Source organism: Hymenobacter aerilatus, from assembly GCF_022921095.1.
Classification (GTDB): domain Bacteria; phylum Bacteroidota; class Bacteroidia; order Cytophagales; family Hymenobacteraceae; genus Hymenobacter; species Hymenobacter aerilatus.
The window spans coordinates 4,810,279-4,828,895 of record NZ_CP095053.1; the positions used below are offsets into that span (position 1 = coordinate 4,810,279).

The 18,617-nt window shown below is 55.7% G+C and carries 16 protein-coding genes and 1 pseudogene; 2 read left to right on the plus strand and 15 right to left on the minus strand.

Annotated features, from left to right (window positions below):
• Position 1: 1 nt before the first annotated feature.
• The 7 genes from ruvA to MUN82_RS20115 all read right to left on the minus strand — a co-directional run bounded on the left by ruvA (position 2) and on the right by MUN82_RS20115 (position 7,962).
• On the minus strand, positions 2–607 hold the full coding sequence (gene ruvA, locus MUN82_RS20085; protein WP_245093304.1) for a Holliday junction branch migration protein RuvA: 606 nt from the start codon (positions 605–607) through the stop codon (positions 2–4).
• 132 nt (positions 608–739) lie between these two features.
• Positions 740–1,195: a hypothetical protein gene (locus MUN82_RS20090; RefSeq protein ID WP_245093306.1), complete on the minus strand. Its 456-nt coding sequence runs from the start codon at positions 1,193–1,195 to the stop codon at positions 740–742.
• A 46-nt stretch (positions 1,196–1,241) separates the two neighbouring features.
• The gene (locus MUN82_RS20095; RefSeq protein ID WP_245093308.1) at positions 1,242–3,527 is read right to left on the minus strand and encodes an NADP-dependent malic enzyme; all 2,286 of its coding nucleotides are present in this window, start codon (positions 3,525–3,527) and stop codon (positions 1,242–1,244) included.
• Positions 3,528–3,702: 175 nt separating this feature from the next.
• A complete protein-coding gene (locus tag MUN82_RS20100) occupies positions 3,703–5,724 on the minus strand; it encodes a LysM peptidoglycan-binding domain-containing protein (protein WP_245093310.1) in 2,022 nt (673 codons plus the stop codon).
• On the minus strand, positions 5,724–7,163 hold the full coding sequence (gatA, locus tag MUN82_RS20105; protein WP_245093312.1) for an Asp-tRNA(Asn)/Glu-tRNA(Gln) amidotransferase subunit GatA: 1,440 nt from the start codon (positions 7,161–7,163) through the stop codon (positions 5,724–5,726). Before gatA ends, MUN82_RS20100 begins: the two co-directional genes overlap by 1 nt.
• A 136-nt stretch (positions 7,164–7,299) precedes the next feature.
• Positions 7,300–7,680, minus strand: a complete 381-nt coding sequence (locus MUN82_RS22395) for a Sec-independent protein translocase subunit TatA/TatB (protein ID WP_311136410.1) — start codon at positions 7,678–7,680, stop codon at positions 7,300–7,302.
• Positions 7,681–7,689: 9 nt separating this feature from the next.
• Positions 7,690–7,962 (minus strand): Sec-independent protein translocase subunit TatA/TatB, encoded by a 273-nt coding sequence (locus tag MUN82_RS20115; protein WP_245093314.1) that lies wholly within the window; start codon positions 7,960–7,962, stop codon positions 7,690–7,692.
• Between the two features lie 322 nt (positions 7,963–8,284).
• Between MUN82_RS20115 and MUN82_RS20120 the strand changes: the two genes are divergently transcribed.
• Positions 8,285–9,226, plus strand: coding sequence for a GAF domain-containing DNA-binding protein (locus tag MUN82_RS20120; RefSeq protein ID WP_245093316.1), 942 nt, complete (start codon positions 8,285–8,287; stop codon positions 9,224–9,226).
• Between the two features lie 265 nt (positions 9,227–9,491).
• Here the strand turns inward: MUN82_RS20120 and MUN82_RS20125 are convergent, their stop codons facing one another.
• From MUN82_RS20125 to MUN82_RS20160, 8 genes and pseudogenes are all read right to left on the minus strand, one after another.
• Entirely contained in the window at positions 9,492–10,835 is a 1,344-nt protein-coding gene (locus tag MUN82_RS20125) for a murein hydrolase activator EnvC family protein (protein ID WP_245093318.1), read from the minus strand.
• 4 nt (positions 10,836–10,839) lie between these two features.
• Positions 10,840–11,613, minus strand: coding sequence for a lipoprotein insertase outer membrane protein LolB1 (lolB1, locus tag MUN82_RS20130; protein WP_245093320.1), 774 nt, complete (start codon positions 11,611–11,613; stop codon positions 10,840–10,842).
• Positions 11,606–13,417 (minus strand): tetratricopeptide repeat protein, encoded by a 1,812-nt coding sequence (locus MUN82_RS20135; protein ID WP_245093321.1) that lies wholly within the window; start codon positions 13,415–13,417, stop codon positions 11,606–11,608. The genes lolB1 and MUN82_RS20135 overlap by 8 nt, the downstream gene beginning before the upstream one ends.
• Before the next feature lie 111 nt (positions 13,418–13,528).
• The gene (locus MUN82_RS20140) at positions 13,529–14,542 is read right to left on the minus strand and encodes a sugar phosphate nucleotidyltransferase (protein WP_245093323.1); all 1,014 of its coding nucleotides are present in this window, start codon (positions 14,540–14,542) and stop codon (positions 13,529–13,531) included.
• 82 nt (positions 14,543–14,624) lie between these two features.
• Positions 14,625–15,059, minus strand: a complete 435-nt coding sequence (gene dut / locus MUN82_RS20145; protein WP_245093325.1) for a dUTP diphosphatase — start codon at positions 15,057–15,059, stop codon at positions 14,625–14,627.
• Between the two features lie 59 nt (positions 15,060–15,118).
• Positions 15,119–15,411 (minus strand): annotated as a pseudogene (locus tag MUN82_RS20150) (DMT family transporter).
• A 62-nt stretch (positions 15,412–15,473) separates the two neighbouring features.
• Positions 15,474–16,979: a polysaccharide biosynthesis C-terminal domain-containing protein gene (locus MUN82_RS20155; RefSeq protein WP_245093327.1), complete on the minus strand. Its 1,506-nt coding sequence runs from the start codon at positions 16,977–16,979 to the stop codon at positions 15,474–15,476.
• A gap of 154 nt (positions 16,980–17,133) precedes the next feature.
• A complete protein-coding gene (locus MUN82_RS20160; protein WP_245093329.1) occupies positions 17,134–17,925 on the minus strand; it encodes an enoyl-CoA hydratase/isomerase family protein in 792 nt (263 codons plus the stop codon).
• A 204-nt stretch (positions 17,926–18,129) separates the two neighbouring features.
• On the opposite strand from MUN82_RS20160, the gene mscL reads away from it, so the two are divergent.
• Positions 18,130–18,555: a large conductance mechanosensitive channel protein MscL gene (gene mscL / locus MUN82_RS20165; protein WP_245093331.1), complete on the plus strand. Its 426-nt coding sequence runs from the start codon at positions 18,130–18,132 to the stop codon at positions 18,553–18,555.
• Positions 18,556–18,617: the final 62 nt, after the last annotated feature.

The window sequence follows — 18,617 nt, forward strand, 5'->3', positions numbered from 1 at the left end:
GCTAATGGGTCTTAAGAGCAAACTTAATCAATTCCTCTACGCTCAGCTCGTTGCCGTGCTTGTGCTGAATGGTATCCAGCGTTTTTTCTGCCGCCGCCCGCGCAAAGCCCAGAGTCACCAAAGCCGCTAACGCTTCGGCGCGGTTGGTATTGTGTGCTTTGGCCAGTGGCACGGTGTCCACACCAGCTTTGGCTAATAGCTCATCCTTCCGCAACCGGTCTTTTAGCTCCAGCACTACGCGCTGGGCAGTTTTCGGGCCAACTCCCTTGATGCTCTGAATAGAGCGCACGTCCTCGTTCACGATGGCGTGGCGAATTTCGCCCACGCTCATGCTGCTCACCATCACGATACCCGTGCCCGGTCCAATGCCCGACACTGAAATCAGGTGCATAAACAGAGCTTTTTCGTTGGGGTCTAAGAAGCCGTAGAGCGCATTGGCGTCTTCCTTGATGTGCTGGTAGGTGTATAATTTTGCTTTTTCATTCTCTGTGGGCAGCTTGGAGTAAGTGGCCAGCGAAATCTTCACTTCGTAGCCAATGCCGTGCACGTCGAGAATGGCTAGGGTAGGGTCTTTATAGGCAAGCGTGCCGTCGATGTAGGCAATCATGGAGGGGAAAGGATGGACAGGAAACGATAAATAGCTTCTCTATGAGTGGAAAGCTACGGATAAACACGTTTTAGCACGTAATATATCCCTACCGAAAAGAAATAATAGCCTAAAATCTCGCTCGGTTCCTTGCTATGTTTCTACGACTTCAGCATACCAGATAGTCCAGCTCGCTTGCTTGGTCAGGTAGAAAGTAGCTACCACTCCCTGCACTGGCATTCGTAAGAAAATGGCTGCTTGATTGTCATCAATAGAAAATGCTTCTACAGTTAGCAACGCCTCCGTAGGCTGCACCTTGACCCACCGCACTGGATAACGCCCTGGTAGCTCAAAGTTGTCAATCGCGATAAACCGACGGTTATACACTACGGGGTTTAAAAACCGAATTGAAACAACTCCCTGCTGCTCGGCATGGGGCCGTGCAAAAGCCCATAGCTGTGGATTGGCTGCTACCGCGCCAAGGATGGCTCTCACGTCGGCTTGTGGGTCGGTAGCAGTTTGCCCACAGCTACTCAGACACAGTAGTAGTAAGCAAACAACAAAGTGCTTGACACCAGACACAGATAACGGCTTATCAATTTTCACCAAACTAACGAAAATAGATAAGCCGTTACCTGCTCTAATCAACAGGTGGTTACACTAGCTTCTCCCTACCCTTGTCCAATTGCTGCGCATCAGCCACCGCAATGGCGGCCATGTTCACAATCTCGCGCACCGAGGCGCCCAACTGTAGAATGTGCACTGGCTTGCGCATGCCCATCAGCACTGGCCCAATTACCTCGGCGCCGCCCAGCTCCTGCATTACCTTGTAGGCAATGTTGCCGGCTAATACCGTGGGGAAGATGAGCGTATTGGCGCCGCCGTACTTGGCTAGCTCCGAGAAGGGATATTGCTCCTGCAACAGCTGCGGGTTCAGAGCAGTGTTGGCCTGCATCTCGCCGTCCAGGATGAGGTCGGGGTAGCGCTGCTTGGCTAGCTCCGTAGCACGGCGCGATTTGTCAGGAATAGGGCCAGGGTTGGAGCCGAAGTTGGAGTAGCTGAGTACCGCAATGTGCGGCTCATTGTCGAAGAAACGCACGGTGCGTGCCGCCAGCCCGATGATATCTACCATCTCCTCGGCCGTGGGGTCGATGTTCACTGTGGTATCGGCGAAGAAGAACGGCCCGCGCTTGTGCTGGATGATGTACATACCGGCCACGCGCTTTACGCCCTCGTCTACCCCAATCACCCGCAACGACGGCTGAATCGACTTGCTGTAATCTTTGGTTAAGCCCGTGATAAATGCATCGGCCTGACCGGTTTCCAGCATCATCGAGCCGTAGTAGTTCCGCTCGCGCATCAGGCGCTGGGCCTCGTAGAGCGTAATACCCTTGCGCTGCCGCTTCTGGAACAGCAGTTGGGCAAACTCCTCGCGGGTAGCCTTTTCCTGAATGTTGTCGATGATTTCGCAGCCCGTCAGGTCCAGGTTGCTGGCGCGAGCAATTTCCTCCAGCTTCTGGCGGTTGCCCAGCAGAACGGGTTTGGCAATACCCTCGTCCACCAGCGTTTGGGCGGCTTTAAGAATCTTATAGGTGTCGCCCTCGGCAAATACCACCCGTTTGGGGTTGGATTTGGCGGCCGACGTTACGCGGTTCAGCAGCTTCTGGCTCACGCCCAAGCGGCCGCGTAGCTCATCTTCGTAAGCCAGCCAGTCAGTGATGTGGCGACGGGCTACACCGCTTTCCATAGCCGCCAGCGCCACCGCCGGCGATACGGTAGTAATCAGGCGCGGATCCAGGGGCTTCGGAATCAGGTAGGTACGTCCGAATGCCAGGGTGTTGTCGCCGTAGGCTTTGTTCACGAGGTCGGGCACTACATCCTTAGCTAGCTCGGCCAGCGCGTGCACGGCAGCCAGCTTCATAGCCTCATTGATTTCCGTGGCCCGCACGTCCAGCGCCCCCCGGAAAATGTAGGGGAAGCCCAGTACGTTGTTTACTTGGTTGGGGTGGTCGGAGCGACCCGTTGCCATGATGATGTCGGGCCGGGTAGCCATGGCCAGATCGTAGTCGATTTCCGGGTTCGGGTTGGCCAGGGCAAAGACAATGGGGTTGTCAGCCATGGTCAACAAGAACTCGGCTGGCAGCACATTGGCCGCTGAGAGACCCAAGAATACATCGGCACCGCGCATGGCCTCGGCCAGCGTGGCAATGGGCCGCTGGGTAGCAAAGCGCATTTGCAGTTCCGCCAGGTCGGTGCGCTGGTGGTTGATAACGCCGTCTTTGTCGAACACCACCACGTTTTCCGGCTTCACGCCCAACTCCAGGTACAGACGCAAGCACGATACAGCCGCCGCGCCGGCCCCGCTCACCACCAACTGCACCTCATCGATTTTCTTACCCACCAGCTCCAGCGCGTTCAGCAGCGCTGCCGAGGTGATGATGGCCGTGCCGTGCTGGTCGTCGTGCATCAGCGGAATGTTCATCTGCTCACGCAGGGCCGTCTCAATGCGAAAGCACTCGGGCGCCTTGATGTCCTCCAGGTTGATGCCGCCGAAGGTAGGCTCCAGCGCCTTCACAATACGGATGAACTCGTCGGGGTCGGTGGCGTCAATCTCAATATCGAAGCAGTCAATACCCGCAAACTTCTTGAACAACACGCCCTTGCCCTCCATCACCGGTTTGCTGGCCTCGGGGCCGATATTGCCCAGGCCCAGCACCGCTGTACCGTTGCTGATAACGGCTACCAAGTTGCCTTTGGCAGTGTATTTATAGACGTCATCAGGGTTGGCGGCAATGGCTAAGCAGGGTTCGGCCACGCCCGGCGAGTAGGCCAGCGCCAGGTCCGACTGTGTACTGACGGGCTTGGTGGGTACTACCTCAATCTTACCGGCGGGCTCCTGGGAGTGGTAGTTGAGGGCGTCTTGTTTGTTGATTTTCGACATGAGCAAGGAAAGAGGGTGGCAAACCGTCGTGGGTGCGACGAAGGGGCAAAGGTAAGGCAGTGACCGGCAAAGGTAGGCGCCACCGGAAAGAAAAGCGCCCCCAACTTGGTAAGCAGGGGGCGCGGGGTAGGGTTAACGGCACGTCATTCTGAGCTTGTCGAGGAATGATGTGCCGTTAGCTGGTTTCCACAATCAGCTTCTGACCCGGCTTCACGGCGTCCGATTTCAGGTGGTTCAAGCGGCGTAGCTGCTCCACCGTCACGCCCTGGTAGCGGCGCGAAATATTATAAAGCGTATCGCCAGGCTGTACTAGGTAAGTGCGGGGTGGCGTGAGGGCCGGCGCAGCGGGTTGCGCGCGCGGTGCTGGCTTGCGAGAAGCCGCGGCAGTGGTATGCACAGGAGCCACCGGAACCTCTTCTTCCGCTTGCGCTACGTAGAGCATCAGCTTTTGTCCCGGCATGAGTTGGTTGGAAGCCGTCGGGTTCCAATCCACCAACTGTGCCACGGTCACGTTGTGTCGTTGGGCAATCTTGCTGAGGTTGTCGCCGCGCCGTACTATATAAGTAGCACTAACTGTGGTATCCGTTGGAGCCGCGGCCGGGGTCGTCGTTACGGCCGCTATGGTTGCCTCTAGTGCTGGGTTGGTGCGCTCCTGGTGATGAGGCACCTCCGACCGTCGGGTAGCAGGCCTGCTGGGTGCCGCCGCGACGATGGCAACAGCGGCTGCAGGTGTTACGGGCCTCACCACCGCTACTGGCGTCACTACCGTGCCATCTGCCCGCCGCGCCGACGCTACGGTGGGTAGGGCCTCTGGTACCTGTGCCGCTACCTTCGCATAGATTGGGGTAGGAGCCGAGCGCTCCTCAGCGGGTGTCGGCACAAATACCACCAGCTTTTGCTGCACCCGAAGCGTTTGTTGACGGCTGCTCAATTTGTTCCAGCGCCGCAACTGGCTTTGCGAGACATTATAGTGTTGGGCTACTATGGCAATGGTCTGGCCCCGACGTACCGTATGCACCTTGCGTTGCAGGCGTGGGGCTGTGGGTGGAGGCGCCGCGGCGGCCAGCATAGCCGGGGTAGCCGTCGCACCAGCCATGCGCGGGGGTAGGGGGGAGAGGGGCTGCGGTAACTCCTTCGACGGCTGGCAGTAAGAAAACAGTGTAGACCGGTCAACACTGGCTAGCTGTGTCCGGATTGCTGTGGGCACCTGAATAACGTAGGAACGGTAGCCCGAGGGCAAATACGCCCGGTGGATTTCTGGATTGTAGCGGAGCAATGCTAGCGAATCGGATAGGCCTACGGCCTGACTGAGACGGCGCAGATCGAAGGCCCTACCCCGCAGGTGCAGCGTATCAAGTGGCTCGGCGTACTGGTAGCGAAGCTCGGGCGAGTGCAGCTGGTGCTCCCGCGCGTACTTCATGGTATACATGATGGCCGTGAAGGTAGGCACGTAGTTGCGCGTCTCCTTTGGCATGTGGGGGTACAAGCCCCAAAACGTTTTTTTGCCCGTGCGGCGCATCACCCGCTGCACGTTGCCTACCCCCCAGTTGTAGGAAGCCAGCACCAGCTCCCAGTCATGAAAGACACCGTAGAGGGCCCGCAGGTATTTGCAGGCTGCTTCGGTGGCTTTCTCGGGGCTCATGCGCTCATCTACCCACTCGTCGCGCACGAGGCGCCAGTCGCTGGCGGTAGGGCCCATAAACTGCCACAGGCCGGTGGCACCTACCCTGGATTTGGCCGTCGGAATCAGGGCCGATTCTACCACGGCCAGGTATTTCAGGTCGTTGGGTAGGTTGTATTTCGCCAGGTACTTCTCAAAAATCGGGAAGTACATATTTTCCCGCTCCAACACGCGTTGCGTGTAGGCGCGGTTGCGCTGGGTGAAAAAGTTGACGTAAGCCAGCACCGAGTTGTTGAACACGTGCGGCATATCGGTGTCAATGCAGCCTACTCGGTCGCCTATCAGGTCGCGCAGCTCGGGAGGCGTTTGGGCCCACAAGAGCTTCACCGAGTCGATGGGGGCAGCTACCAGCGAATCGGGGGGTAGGGCCAGCAGGTTCACCTGCACGGTATCATCGGGAAGCGGGAGCGAACCAATAGGTGGGGCGGGCAGCGTTTGTGCGGCGCCCATCCTTCCAAAAGTCAGAAACAATACCCCTGGGGCAACTACCCGCTTCCACAACGACAACTTCTTCATCAGGGCAACGCAGGAGTTAGAGACTCAGCAACGGAATTTGCAAATGCCAGCAAATGCTCTTCGCGGAAGGCGCCGGCCAGGAGCTGCAACCCAATGGGGAGGCCCTCGCCATCGACACCCGCCGGCACCGAAATAGCAGGCACCCCAGCCAGCGAGGCCTGCACCGTGAAGATATCGGCCAAGTACATAGCCAGTGTGTCCTTGTTCACATCGCCGATGTGGAACGCCGTAGTAGGCGTAGTGGGCAACACCAGGAAATCGTACTGGCGCAGCAGCTCGTCCGTCTTTTCCTTGATCAGGCGGCGCACCTGCTGGGCTTTGGTGTAGTAGGCGTCGTAGTAGTCGGCCGATAGCACGAAGGTGCCCAGCAGAATCCGGCGCTGCACTTCCGGCCCGAAGCCCTGGGCGCGGGTTTTCTTGTAGAGCGACTCCAGGTCGGTAGCATCCGGGGCGCGGTAGCCAAACTTCACGCCGTCGTAGCGGCTTAGGTTGGAGCTGGCCTCAGCGGTAGTCAGGATGTAATAAGTCGGAACAATGTAGTCGAGGTAGGGAAACTCCACGGCCTCCACCACATGACCCTGACCGCGCAGCATGTCCAGCGCTTCTTCCGTAGCGGCCTTAATTTCTTCATTTAAGCCCGGCCGCTCTAGACAGTCCTTGATGTAGCCAATACGGTACTGCGCCGCGGGCTCCAACTGCTGACTGTATGCTGGCACTGGGTGGTGGCTCACAGTGCTGTCGAAGTTGTCGGCGCCGGCCATCACTTCTAGCAGCAGCGCGGCGTCTTCTACAGAGCGCGTGAGCGTACCAATCTGGTCGAACGACGACGCATAGGCAATCAACCCGTAGCGCGAGATGCGAGAGTAGGTAGGCTTGAAGCCTACCACGCCGCAAAAAGCTGCCGGCTGCCGCACAGAGCCGCCTGTATCGGAACCTATGGAAGCTAGGCATAAGTCGGCCTGCACTGCTACAGCCGAGCCGCCCGACGAACCACCAGATACCCGGTCCGTATCCAGTTCGTTGCGTACCGGCCCAAAGTAGGAGGTTTCGTTGGATGCACCCATCGCAAATTCGTCGCAGTTTTGACGACCAATCAGAATAGCGTCTTCGTCCAGCAAGCGCTGCACGGCCGTGCCGGTGAACAGCGAACGGAACCCATCTAGAATATGGCTGCTGCTTTGCAAGGCGTGGTCTTTATAAGCCAGCACGTCCTTCAAGCCAATCACCATACCGGCCAGCTTGCCAGCTGTGCCGGCTTGCAGCTTGGCGTCTACGGCCTCGGCCTGGGCACGAGCCTCTTCGGGCCACACTTCCAGAAAGGCATTCAGATGTTGCTTCTGCTGAATGTTATCCAGGTAATACTCGACGAGCTGACGACAGGTAGTAGTGCCTGCCGTCAGCTCGCGACGAACTTCCGTGAGGGAGTTAAAGCGTTTCAAATCGCTGGGTCAGTGAAGTGAAAAAAGGAATTGTCAGGAAGCAGCGGTCTGTTGCTAGCAAGCCGTGTAAGCTTGCGTGAAGAACAGACCGCTACTTCCTGACAACTAAAGTACGGGTTTACTTCGAAACGATGACTTAGGAAGTCTGGTCGAGGCGGTTATGCGTGTGCTCTGGCTGCTGCGTGGGGGTGGCTACTCCACCATCCATAGGAGGCGCTACCGTGGTAGGAGGCACCGGGGCCGAGTCAGTAGAATGCTGAGCGTACGGCTGCTGTTGGGGCTGCTGATATGGCTGCTGCGGCTGCTGATACGACTGATTAGGGGTAGGACGGCCGGAGTTCTCAATCTCATTACGAATTTCGGATGAGGCGTCTTTGAACTCGCGGATGCCCTTGCCCAAGCCCCGTGCTAGTTCCGGAATCTTGTTGGCGCCGAAGAAAATGAGGATAACCACCATGATGAGCATTATCTCACCACCTCCTAGGTCACCTAGGAATAAGAAAAGAGGTGTATTCATTGCAGTAGGTTAGTAACGAGGTTGAGTTGGGTTCTGAGGCTGATTGGCAGGCGGCACTGGCTGGTCGCGATACTGCTGCTGAGTAGGTTGCGGCTGTTGGGGTTGCTGGTCGCGGTACTCAGGGCGGTCTTCCTGGGTAGCGTTCTTAAACTCTTTCACCCCCTGGCCCAGTCCACGGAACAGCTCAGGAATACGTTTGGCACCAAAGAAAATGACAAGCACGAAAACGATAAATATAATCGTGCGGGGTGCAATAGCCAGAAACAGCGCAGTCAAAAGCATGGGCGAAGGCACAAGGCCAGTTTAGGGTGGTAAAACCATAGCTACGCAACTGACTATGGTTTAGGATTGGTAAAGGTACCCGATAATTCGCAAATCAGTTCCTGCAACAGGCAGTTTTCATACAGAAGCCAAAGCACAACAAGTGCCATGAGCAAAAAACAGGGTAGGGGGTTGAGCGCTGAAAAGCCAGCTTCTGCCGTGCCAATCTTATTGTTCAACGATTACCATTCAGCAATCCATCAATCAACTGATATCTTCGTAACCCCTCTATCTTATTAATCTTTTACCAGCGCATGCAATTCAGAGGTTTATCTGCACGCTAATGGCTAAAAATTCCTATAAAAGTCACTCTTCATTGGTTTCAACGCATGCAGCCGTCCAGGAAGCTGAACGGTTGGAAATACTGCGCAACTATCAGATTCTGGATACTCCCCGAGAACAGGCGTTTGACGACTTGGCAAAGCTCACGGCCTATATCTGTGATACGCCAATTGCTCTTATCTCGTTCATTGGTGCCGATCGACAGAGCGTGAAAGCACAGGTAGGAGGCGAAAATCTGCATGATCTGCCGCGCAATATTGCTTTTTGTAGCTACGCTATGCTGTCGGAAGATCTGTTGGAGGTAGAAGATGCTGCGCAAGATGCTAATTTTCAGTACAACCCTTTAGTAGTTGGCAAGCAGAAAATACGCTTTTACGTGGGAGTGCCTCTACTCACGCCTGAGGGGTATCCTTTGGGCAGCCTGTGCGCCATCGATACAGCACCGCGCAGACTGAACGAGCAGCAGCGCGAGGCGTTGCGCATCTTGGCCCGCGAGGTGGTAGCACACTTAGAACTGCGCCGCGCTCGGCTTCAGTTGGAGAAGGAAAGGCAACAAATGCTGGAGATGCTACGCCCTGCCATAGATGACAGCACAAAAACAGTAGCAGAAGAGCAACACACAGAGATATTTGTACGCCAGGAGCAAAAGCTGGTGCGTGTGGCTACGGCTGATATCACGTATGTAGAGGCGCTGGGCGATTACGTGAATATTTATACAGAGCGAGAGCGACTTACTGTATATAGCACGATGAAAGAACTGGAAAACCGACTACCTAGTCGGGACTTCGCTCGCATTCATCGCAAATACATTGTGTGCCTGGGGCGTATTATAGCCATTGAAACGGATACAGCGCTGTTTGAAACGAACAAGGCCACTACACTATCGCTACCTATTGGTAGTTCCTACAAAGCAGGGCTTCTTAATCGGCTAAACTTAATATAGTACCGTTTTTGGCTAAAAGCAGCTTGCATTCGGCGGCCCCAAGCTATGGCTTTACCGAGTAAAACTGTTGCTTCGGCGAAAAAACAGAGGATCCTTTTTAGAAAGTATATAACTTTCCGGCAGTTATCTGAGACTTAACAAAGGAGCAGGCCATGTTCTAGAGTTGGACTATTGATAGCTAAGTTTGTTTTCATAGCTCGGAAAGACACCGTATTCTGTACGGTGTTTTTTTTGTTCCCAGCATTTTTGAGCCAGTGAAGAAGCCTTATTTGCGGCCCAGCCAGTTTTCCGGATTGAGGTTAGCGCTGTTGCGCCACAGTTGAAATTGTACTTCCGAAGTACCCTCCGAATTAGTTTGCACTGTGCCGATAGTTGCACGCGCTTTTACCTCTTGCCCCTCCTGCACGCTTACGGAGCGGAGCTTAGCATACACCGTAAAGTATTCCCCGTGCTGAATCATAACGATGTTGTTCATGCCCGGCACGCTGGATACCGTGAGTACTTTGCCATCGAAAATGGCTCGCACAGGCTCCCCGGCATTCGTCTGTATATCCACGCCGCGGTTTTCTACCACTACACTTTTCAGCACAGGGTGTGCGTGCCGGCCAAAATGCTGAGAAATGAAGCCATGTGCTACGGGCCATAGCAAACGTCCTTGGTTGTCAGCAAAGGAGGAGGAGAGAGCCGCTGTCTCGGGGGTTAGGGTCACGCGGTTTACCCGGCTGGCGGCGGCATCCTCTTCGGCAGAGCCAGTACGTGAGGTACCGCCTACCCCACCCCGCACGCCACTGCGGGCTGCGTTGGCGCGAGCTGCGCGAGCCGCCGCTGCAGCGCGGGCTGCCCGCGCAATTTCTTCGCGCACTCGCTGGGCGATAAGGTTATCTAGCCGTTGCACGGCTTGCTGCCGACGGGCCAACTCTTGCCGCAACCCCTCTTCCTGCTGGCTGAGCTTGGTTACTACTTGGTCTTGCTGGGTTTTGAGATTCAGCAGGTTCTTTTTTTCTGTCAGTTGGTTGGAAAGCAAAGAGCTTTTTTGCTGGCGCTGCTCGTTGAGGCTGCTCAACTGACGGCTGAGCTTCTGCTGGGTAGCGTTGATCTGGGCTGCTTGGGCCTGCCGCACTTCCGAATACTGCCGCACGTAGCGTAAGCGCCGCAAAAAGCTGTTGAACGAATCGGCCGCAAACAGGAACATGATGCGGTTGTAGCTATTCGCCGTTTTGGAAGCGGCGTAAATCATGCGGGCATATTCGGCGCGCAGTTGCTCCAAGCTTTGTTGCGTTTGCTGTACTTGGCCTTCGGTCTGGCGTACGTCGGTTTCCACGGTTTTCAGCTCCGTGGAGATATTGCGAATCACACCCTGCTGCACTGTCAGCTTTTCCTTTAAGGCATTCAGCTGGCCAATAGACGCTTGTTTTTTCTCCTGGGTCTGGGCCAGAATGCGGCTGGTTTCCTGGATGCGCCGGAGCGTAGTGCGCCGCTCACGCTCCAGCTGAGCTTTGCTTTTAGTGCGGGTAGCAGGGCGCTTACGCTGTTGTGCCTGAGCAGCTGGGCCACTCAGGTACAGGAAAGCAGTAAGAAGAAAAAGATAAAAACGCAACGCTTCCTTCACGCCATTACTTTTTTCGCGTGTAGCCCGAAGGTATGGAGAAAGGGAAAGACAGACGTTCCTTGTCCAGTTCCACGTTGCGGTAGCTGATAGACAGCGCAGAAGCCCCGCTACCTTGCTTCACCTGCACTAGAGTAGAGTAGGCAAACTGCTGCTGGGTGTTGGGTAGGGTCTGAAAGTCGGTGTAGTTCACCATGTAGCTGTTCTGCGTATTCGGATCAGTCACCGTCAATTCTTTCACGCGTTGGCGGCTCAGCTCAATCAATTGCTTCAGTAATAAGCCTGACTGCGCGTATTCCACGCGTTGCTGCGGACCCTCCGTTACCACGGTGGGTGTCACGCCGGCGGGGGCAGGCAGGTAGTTGCCCAACAGCAGCGCCTGAAGCTGATCGAAGGTCACTTCCACATTGAACTGCTGCTTGAGGTAGGCAAAATTACCGGCGTAGTATTCACGCTGCAGCTTGTTCAGGATTTGGATAGAGTCGCGGGTGATGCGGGCGCGCACGCCCTCAAATCCCGCTAAGCCCAGCGACATCCAGATGATGCTATCCTTGCGCATCCGCACATTGATATTCACGGTCTGCTTCAGCGAAGGCATGTCTACCTGCGCTTTGCCTTTGGCCGCGAGGTAGCGGAAGTCGATATTCTCTACCTTGATTTCCGGGTTGACAGGCGTGGCCGTGGTAGTCGGACTGGTGGTAGCGGTAGGCGTTAGCTTGCGCTGACAGCTGCCCAACACGAGCAGAACAAGGAGCAGCAGAACGCCGGGGTACTTACTCATATAACTTCTTTTCTTTGATCTTACGGTCAATCAGGGCCGAGGCGTCGCCGGCTTTTTTGGCGCGCTCCCAGGCGGCTACGGCTTGGGTAGGCTGCTGCAGTTGAAACAGCACGTCGCCGTAGTGCTCCAGCAGGGTGCCATCGGAGCTGTGCTTCAGAGCGGTTTCCAGGGCTTGGCGGGCACCGGTGTAGTCCTTCAGCTTGTATAGCACCCAAGCGTACGTATCGAGGTAGGTAGGGTTATCGGGAAACTGCTTCACCAGCCGACCAGCCATTTGCTTGGCTTTGTCCAGCTTCTCGCCCCGCAGGGAGAGGTAGTAGCTGTAGTTGTTCAGGGCCTGCGCATTGTTAGCATCCACACCAAGGGCTGCTTCGTATGCCGCATCCGACTTGGAATAGTCTTTCAGCTCGTGGTAAACGTCGCCCAGTTGCGTGTTAAATTGTGCCTGCAGCTCAGGGTTATCGGTGGTGAGCTTACGGCCGTATTCCAACGACTTGATAGCTTGCTTGGGTTCTTTCTTCAGCACGTGCCCTACCCCGTTATAAAACCACAATGGGGCTTGATTGGGAAACAACTCCAATGCTCGTTCGGTATGGGCGAGCAACGAATCGGTTTGGTTCAGTTCGGCGTCCAATAGCACCACTTGCTGCCAGATCTGAAACTTAGAGTTATCGAGTTGAAGGGCGCGTAGGTAAGAAGCACGGGCCTCCTGCCTGCGCTCTACGATAGTCTGTACGTCGCCAGCCATGGCAAAGGCCTTTGCTTCTTGCGGATGCGCTCTGGTAGTCAGTGCCGCAAGATCCAGTACCGTCTGGGTGAGGGCCGGGTTAGGCAGCTGCCGAATGTAGTCGATCAGGATGCGCACTTTGGTGTCGATGTCCAGCGCCGAATTACCGAAAGCCAGCTTCAACTGCTCCTCTGATTCTGCCTTTTTGCCTTGCAGACGGTACACATCGGCCAAAATCATGCGGGCCTGCGGATTGTCGGGCGCTTGGCGGAGAGCCTGTTGGGTTACGCGCAGTGCATCGGGTAGGCGGTTGTTGGTCACGTACATCTGAGCCTGCGCCAGCACGTACCGAACGTCATCGGGGTTGGACGCAATCAGCGTTTCGCCTTCCTGCAGCGCCTTGTCCAGCTTGTTTTGCTTTAAGTAAATCTGCTGCTTCTTAAAGGCTACCTCATCCGTGGGGCCAAATTCCTGCTCAGCTTGCTCATAAGTAGTCAGAGCTTCCTGCAGTTTGCCTTGTGCCAGGTATAGATCGGCTAGGTTGAATAGGTAGTAGTTGGAGTCGGGCACGTCCCGAATCAGGCTGGTATACACCTTCGCAGCTTGGTCGTACTGCTTTTGGGTGGTGTACGTTTGCGCCAACAGCAGGTAATAGTAGGTGTTTTTGGGGTCGAGGCGCACGGCCGCCTGTGCAAAATTGGTGGCGTCCTTAAGGTTGCCCGACAGCATATTCACCTCCGCAATTTTGTAGCTGATGGCCGCATTAGTAGGGCTGAGCGCATACGCTTTCAATAGCCGCTCCATAGCCTTGGGGTAGTCTTCGAGCAGGGCATAGCGCACACCATCCACAAAGTAGGCCTCGCTCTGCTCCCGCTCCCGTGCCGAGGGCTCGCGGGAGGTTTGCTGTGCCGTTTCCAGCGCCACGCGGCGGGCCAGTTCCTTCCGCTCGCGACGGGTTAATTTGCGCTCCTTGGCGGGCGTCAGGCCGGTGTCTTTGTCAGAAGATTGTTGAGCAGCGGCGCTGCCGGTCACCAGTAGCCCCAGCATCAGCAGCAAGAAAGCAGATAGTTGAGGCATACAGCGTAAAAATTAACCAGCCGGACGACCCGACGCACCAACAAAATAACAAAAGAAATAGCACGGCCCGCCAGGACCGCGCTATTGCTAACGTTAAAACTCAGAAAAATATCACACCCGCAGGGTGTTAAAGTCACCCAGGCTTAAATCGGCGGGGGCGCTTATCACGGTGGCGTTGTTGCCAACCATAGAATTGGTAACGTTGGCGTGCAGTACCGAAGCCGCTTTTTGCACGATGGAGTTAGTCAGCACCGAATTGCGCACGTTGCTACCATCGCCCAGCGACACGTGCGGACCTACCACGGAGTTGGTCACTACCACGTTCTCGCCGATGTACACGGGTTCAATTAGTACCGAGTTTATCACTTTGGCCGAATCGGCTACCAGTTTCTCGCCGCGCTCCTGCAAGTACTCAAGGTAGCGCTGGTTGGTGAAGACGGTAGCATCTTTGTTGCCGCAGTCGAGCCACTCAGTTACGCGGCCGGGCACGAACTTGGTGCCCTTGTTTTTCATGTTTTCGAGAGCATTGGTGAGTTGGTACTCGCCTTTGTCCTTGATGTCGTTGTCGAGCAGGTATTGCAGCTCCTCGCGCAGGTAGGCGCCGTCCTGGAAGTAATAGATACCGATGATGGCCAAATCAGACACGAACTCTTCGGGCTTCTCCACGAAGTCGGTAATCTCGCCGCTGTCGTCCAGTTTCACCACGCCAAAGGGCTTGGGGTCGTCTACCTTCTGCACCCAGATGGTGCCCGCCGCCGACGAGTCCAGCTTGAAATCAGCCTTGAACAGGGTATCAGCAAACGCTACCACCAGCGGGCCGGTGAGCGACTCCTTGGCGCACAGAATGGCGTGGGCGGTGCCCAGGGCCTCATCCTGATACACGATACTTGCCTTAGCGCCTACCGACTCAGCAATTTTTTGCAGGTTGCTCTCCACTTCTTTGCCGAACGCACGGCCAATAATGAAGGCTACTTCGTCCACCGGCTCGTTGCACACCTGGGCAATATCCTCTACGAGGCGCTGCACGATAGGCTTGCCCGCAATCGGAATCAGGGGTTTGGGAACAGTGAGGGTGTGGGGGCGCATGCGTTTGCCCATGCCAGCCATCGGGACGATGATTTTCATATCCTTCCTGAGTAGGAGTGTTAGAAGTGGGTAATAAGTGCTCTATATTATATAGAAACGGGGAAATGCTTATTGCGGTTGGTTACTGACTGCCGGTACTGCCGTAGCCGCCTGTACCACGGGCGGTTTCGTCTAACTCCTCGGTTGGTTCCCAGTCGATGACCTCGTGGCGGGCTACTACCAATTGAGCAATTCGCTCGCCGTCCTGCACTACGAAATCCACGTCGGAGAGATTCACCAATAGCACTCGAATTTCGCCGCGGTAGTCGGCATCAATGGTGCCGGGGCTGTTCACAATGCCAATGCCGTGCTTGAAGGCCAGTCCGCTACGGGGGCGCACCTGCATCTCGTAGCCAGTGGGTAGGGCCACAAACAAGCCAGTAGGGATGAGGGCCCGTTGCAAGGGGCGTAGCGTTACGGGTTCAGGTAGATTAGCCCGCACATCGAGGCCGGCGGCATGGGCCGTCTGGTAGGCGGGGAGGGGATGGTGAGAGCGGTTGATAACGGGAATCTGCATCGGGCAAAGGTAGAAACTTGCCGTTGTGTGGTCTCACGTACGCCAAGAGAAACCCGTGTCTAGTGAGATACCGTTTTGGAGAGCAGATTCATGACCAGCACGCCTGCTATAATGAGCAGCATCCCAACGATGGCTGGCCAATCAAGCTGCTGTTTGAAAAAAATAACGCCAACCAACGCTATCAGCACTGTGCCTATCCCCGACCAGATAGCGTAGGCAATACCTACCGGCATATACCGAAGCGCCAGGCTGAGAAAAGTCCATAGCCAGCCACCGTCAGCACGCTAGGCAGTAGTTTCGTAAACTGTTCAGAAGCCTTTAGCGCGCTAGTAGCAACAACCTCTGAGAGGATGGCGAGCTATAGAAAACCATATTTCATAAGCAGAGCGCAGCGCGTTGTGTACCAGCAGGGGCCTAGGCGCCTCCTAGTGCCCGATGGGGTTTCTCTATCAGCACAATCAGGCCAATGAATCCTAGCGTGAGCAGCGCGTGGAACGCATGCGCGGTCCAAGTATCCGACAAGGGTAACCACCAGCTGACAGCTACGACTCCACAGGCCACCAGCAGCCACGTAAGCAGCCGCACCACAGGGTAGGGCACCGGAAAGTGCCGCTCGCCCAGCCACCAGCACAGCGCCGCCATCATAAAATAGCAGGCCAGCGTGGCAATAGCAGAGCCCATATACCCCAGCACCGGAATCAGCAGGAAATTGAGGGCAATGGTCAGCACGGCTCCGGCAAAGCCCAGGTAGGTGCCGTAATAAGTTTTGTCGGTGAGCTTAAACCACACCGAGAGGTTCCAGTACACACCCAAAAACAGGTTGGCCAGTAACAGAACGGGTACCACGCTCAGGCCTTGCAGATACTCGGGGCTACGCAAAAACACGCGGGCCACCAAGTCCACGTTTACGCTCACGGCCACGAACAACACAGCGCAGCACAGCGTGAACCACTTGAGCACCAAGGCAAACGTGTGGGGCGAGTTTTTCTCGGTGCTTTGCGCGAAGAAAAACGGTTCGGCCGCGTACTTAAACGCCTGAATCACTAAGCTCATCAGGATAGCAATTTTGTAGCAGGCGCCGTAGATGCCTACCGCCGCCAGCCTGTCTTGGCCGGGGTAGAAGCCTTCGGGTAGCCATTTGGGTAGCAGGATGCGGTCTAGCGTTTCGTTTACCATACCGGCCAGGCCCATCAGCATAATAGGGTAGGCGTAGCGTAATAGTGGCCGCAACGGTTGCAGGCCCAGGCGCAGCCGGACACTAAGCAGCTCCCGGTACAGCAGCACTAGCGTGAAGGTGCTGGCTGCCAGATTTGAAATGAACACGTAGCCTACCCCCACCGTGGGGTCATAGAGGCGGGCTACTAGCGGCTGCAAGGGCGTGAGGTACTTACCGGCCAGCACATCGGGGCAGAACACAATAAAAAACAGGTTCAACCCGATATTCAGCAGGATATTCGCCAGACGAATGGCAGCAAATTTCCTGGCCTTGTTTTCCAGCCGCAGCCGGGCAAACGGAATGGCTGCCACGGCATCCAGGCCCAGAATGCAGGCAATCCAGACGGCATACCGCTCGTGGCCGGGGGGTAGGGCCAGCAGGCTCATCAGGGGCCGGGCCAATAAAGCCAGCCCCACCGTAAACAACGCACTAGTAAGCAGTAACAGCGTCATCACCCGGTCGTAGAGTTCCTGCCGGTCGGTGCCGGGGCGGTTGGCAAACCGGAAAAACGTGGTTTCCATACCGTAGGTGAACACCACGTTCAGAAACGACACATAGGCAAACAAGCCTGTAACAATACCGTACTGCGCCGCCACAAACCGGGCCGTGTATACGGGCACCAGCAGCGTATTCAGCACCCGTCCTACAATACTACTCACGCCGTACACGGCCGTCTGGCCCGCCAGCTTTTTGGCTACACTCACAGAGTGAAATGGTGAAATGGTGAAATAGTGAGTGAAATGGCAAAATGGTGAACTGGTGAGATGACGAGTGTGATGTTCTACGAGTACCACCCGTGCTGTTCGCGCAAGTCGCGCAGCTAGAACAGCAACCTCATCGCTTCACCATCTCACCGCTTCACTCACCCGTAAAGGCGGCGGGGCGCTTTTCCAAGAATGCTTGAGTGCCCTCCCGGAAATCGGCGGAGCCGCAGCAGCGCCCAAATAGATTGGCTTCGGTCTGGTAGCCGTGGCGCTCCTGATCGTAGGCCGCATTCACGCAGTCGATGATCATGCCGATGGCCAGCGGAGCTTTGCTGAGGATCTTGCCCAGCAGCTGCTCGCAGAAGGGTAGCAGCTCGGCTGCCGGTACCACATGGTTTACAAGGCCCAAGCGTAGTGCTTCATCGGCTTTCACCTGGTCAGTGGTCATAAGCAGCTCCAGGGCCTTGCCCTTGCCGATGAGCTGGGCTAGCCGTTGCGTGCCGCCATAGCCCGGAATGAGGCCTAAGTTGGCCTCGGGCTGGCCGAAACGAGCGTTTTCGGAGGCCACGCGCAAGTGGCAAGCCATGGCCAGCTCACAACCGCCGCCCAGCGCAAACCCATTCACGGCCGCAATAACTGGCTTGGAGCTTTCCTCAATCAGGCAAAATACTTCCTGGCCTTTCTCCGCCATGCGCCGCCCTACTATCTCATTTAGCTCGGCCAGCTCGGCAATATCGGCACCAGCCACAAAGGCTTTGTCGCCGCTACCCGTCAGAAGGATGCCGCGCACCGCCTGTGCGTCTAGCGCATACTGCATGGCCTGGCGGATTTCCTCAATGGTAGCCGCATTCAACGCATTTAGTTTGGAGGGTCGATTTAGGGTAATGCGCAGAATACCGGAAGCTGAATCCAGCTGCAACAGCAAATTATGAAAAAGGGGAAGCATAGTGCCGTAACTAGATAAGAGGTCAAAAATCGAGCAGGCAAAGATAAAGCAAAAGCACGGGGGCTATCCGACTTGCGCCGAACAAGTGCAGCAACTCATCTGAATGTGCGCAATGGTCTGATACTGAATTATAAGTATAGAACATATAAGAAAGTATATTTACTTTGTGCTGTTCACCTTCACTCACCAAAACATATAGACTATATGAGTTTCTTCTCTGAGTTCAAGAAGTTCGTCTCGAAGGGCAACGTACTGGATTTGGCAGTCGGTGTTATCATTGGTGCCGCCTTCGGCAAGATTGTCACCTCATTGACCGATGACGTTATTATGCCGATTCTCGGTCTGGCAACGGGAGGCATAGATTTTAAGAACTGGTTTGTCGCGCTCGATGGAAAATCGTACGACACGATAGAAGCCGCCAAGACAGCAGGGGCAGCCACCGTCAATTTTGGGTTGTTCTTGAATGCTGTTATCTACTTCTTTATCATTGCGTTCTGCGTATTTCTGATTGTGCGCTTTGCTAATCGGTTCAAAGCGCCGGCTGTAATAGAAGTAAAACCAGATCTAACACCCAGCAAAGAAGAAATATTACTTACCGAAATTCGCGACGCCTTACGCAACCGCGCCTAGCGGTGGGAGTGGTCGACTGAGCAGCCGGTTGCCAAGCCCTTAAGGCTTGCACGCCGGCTGCC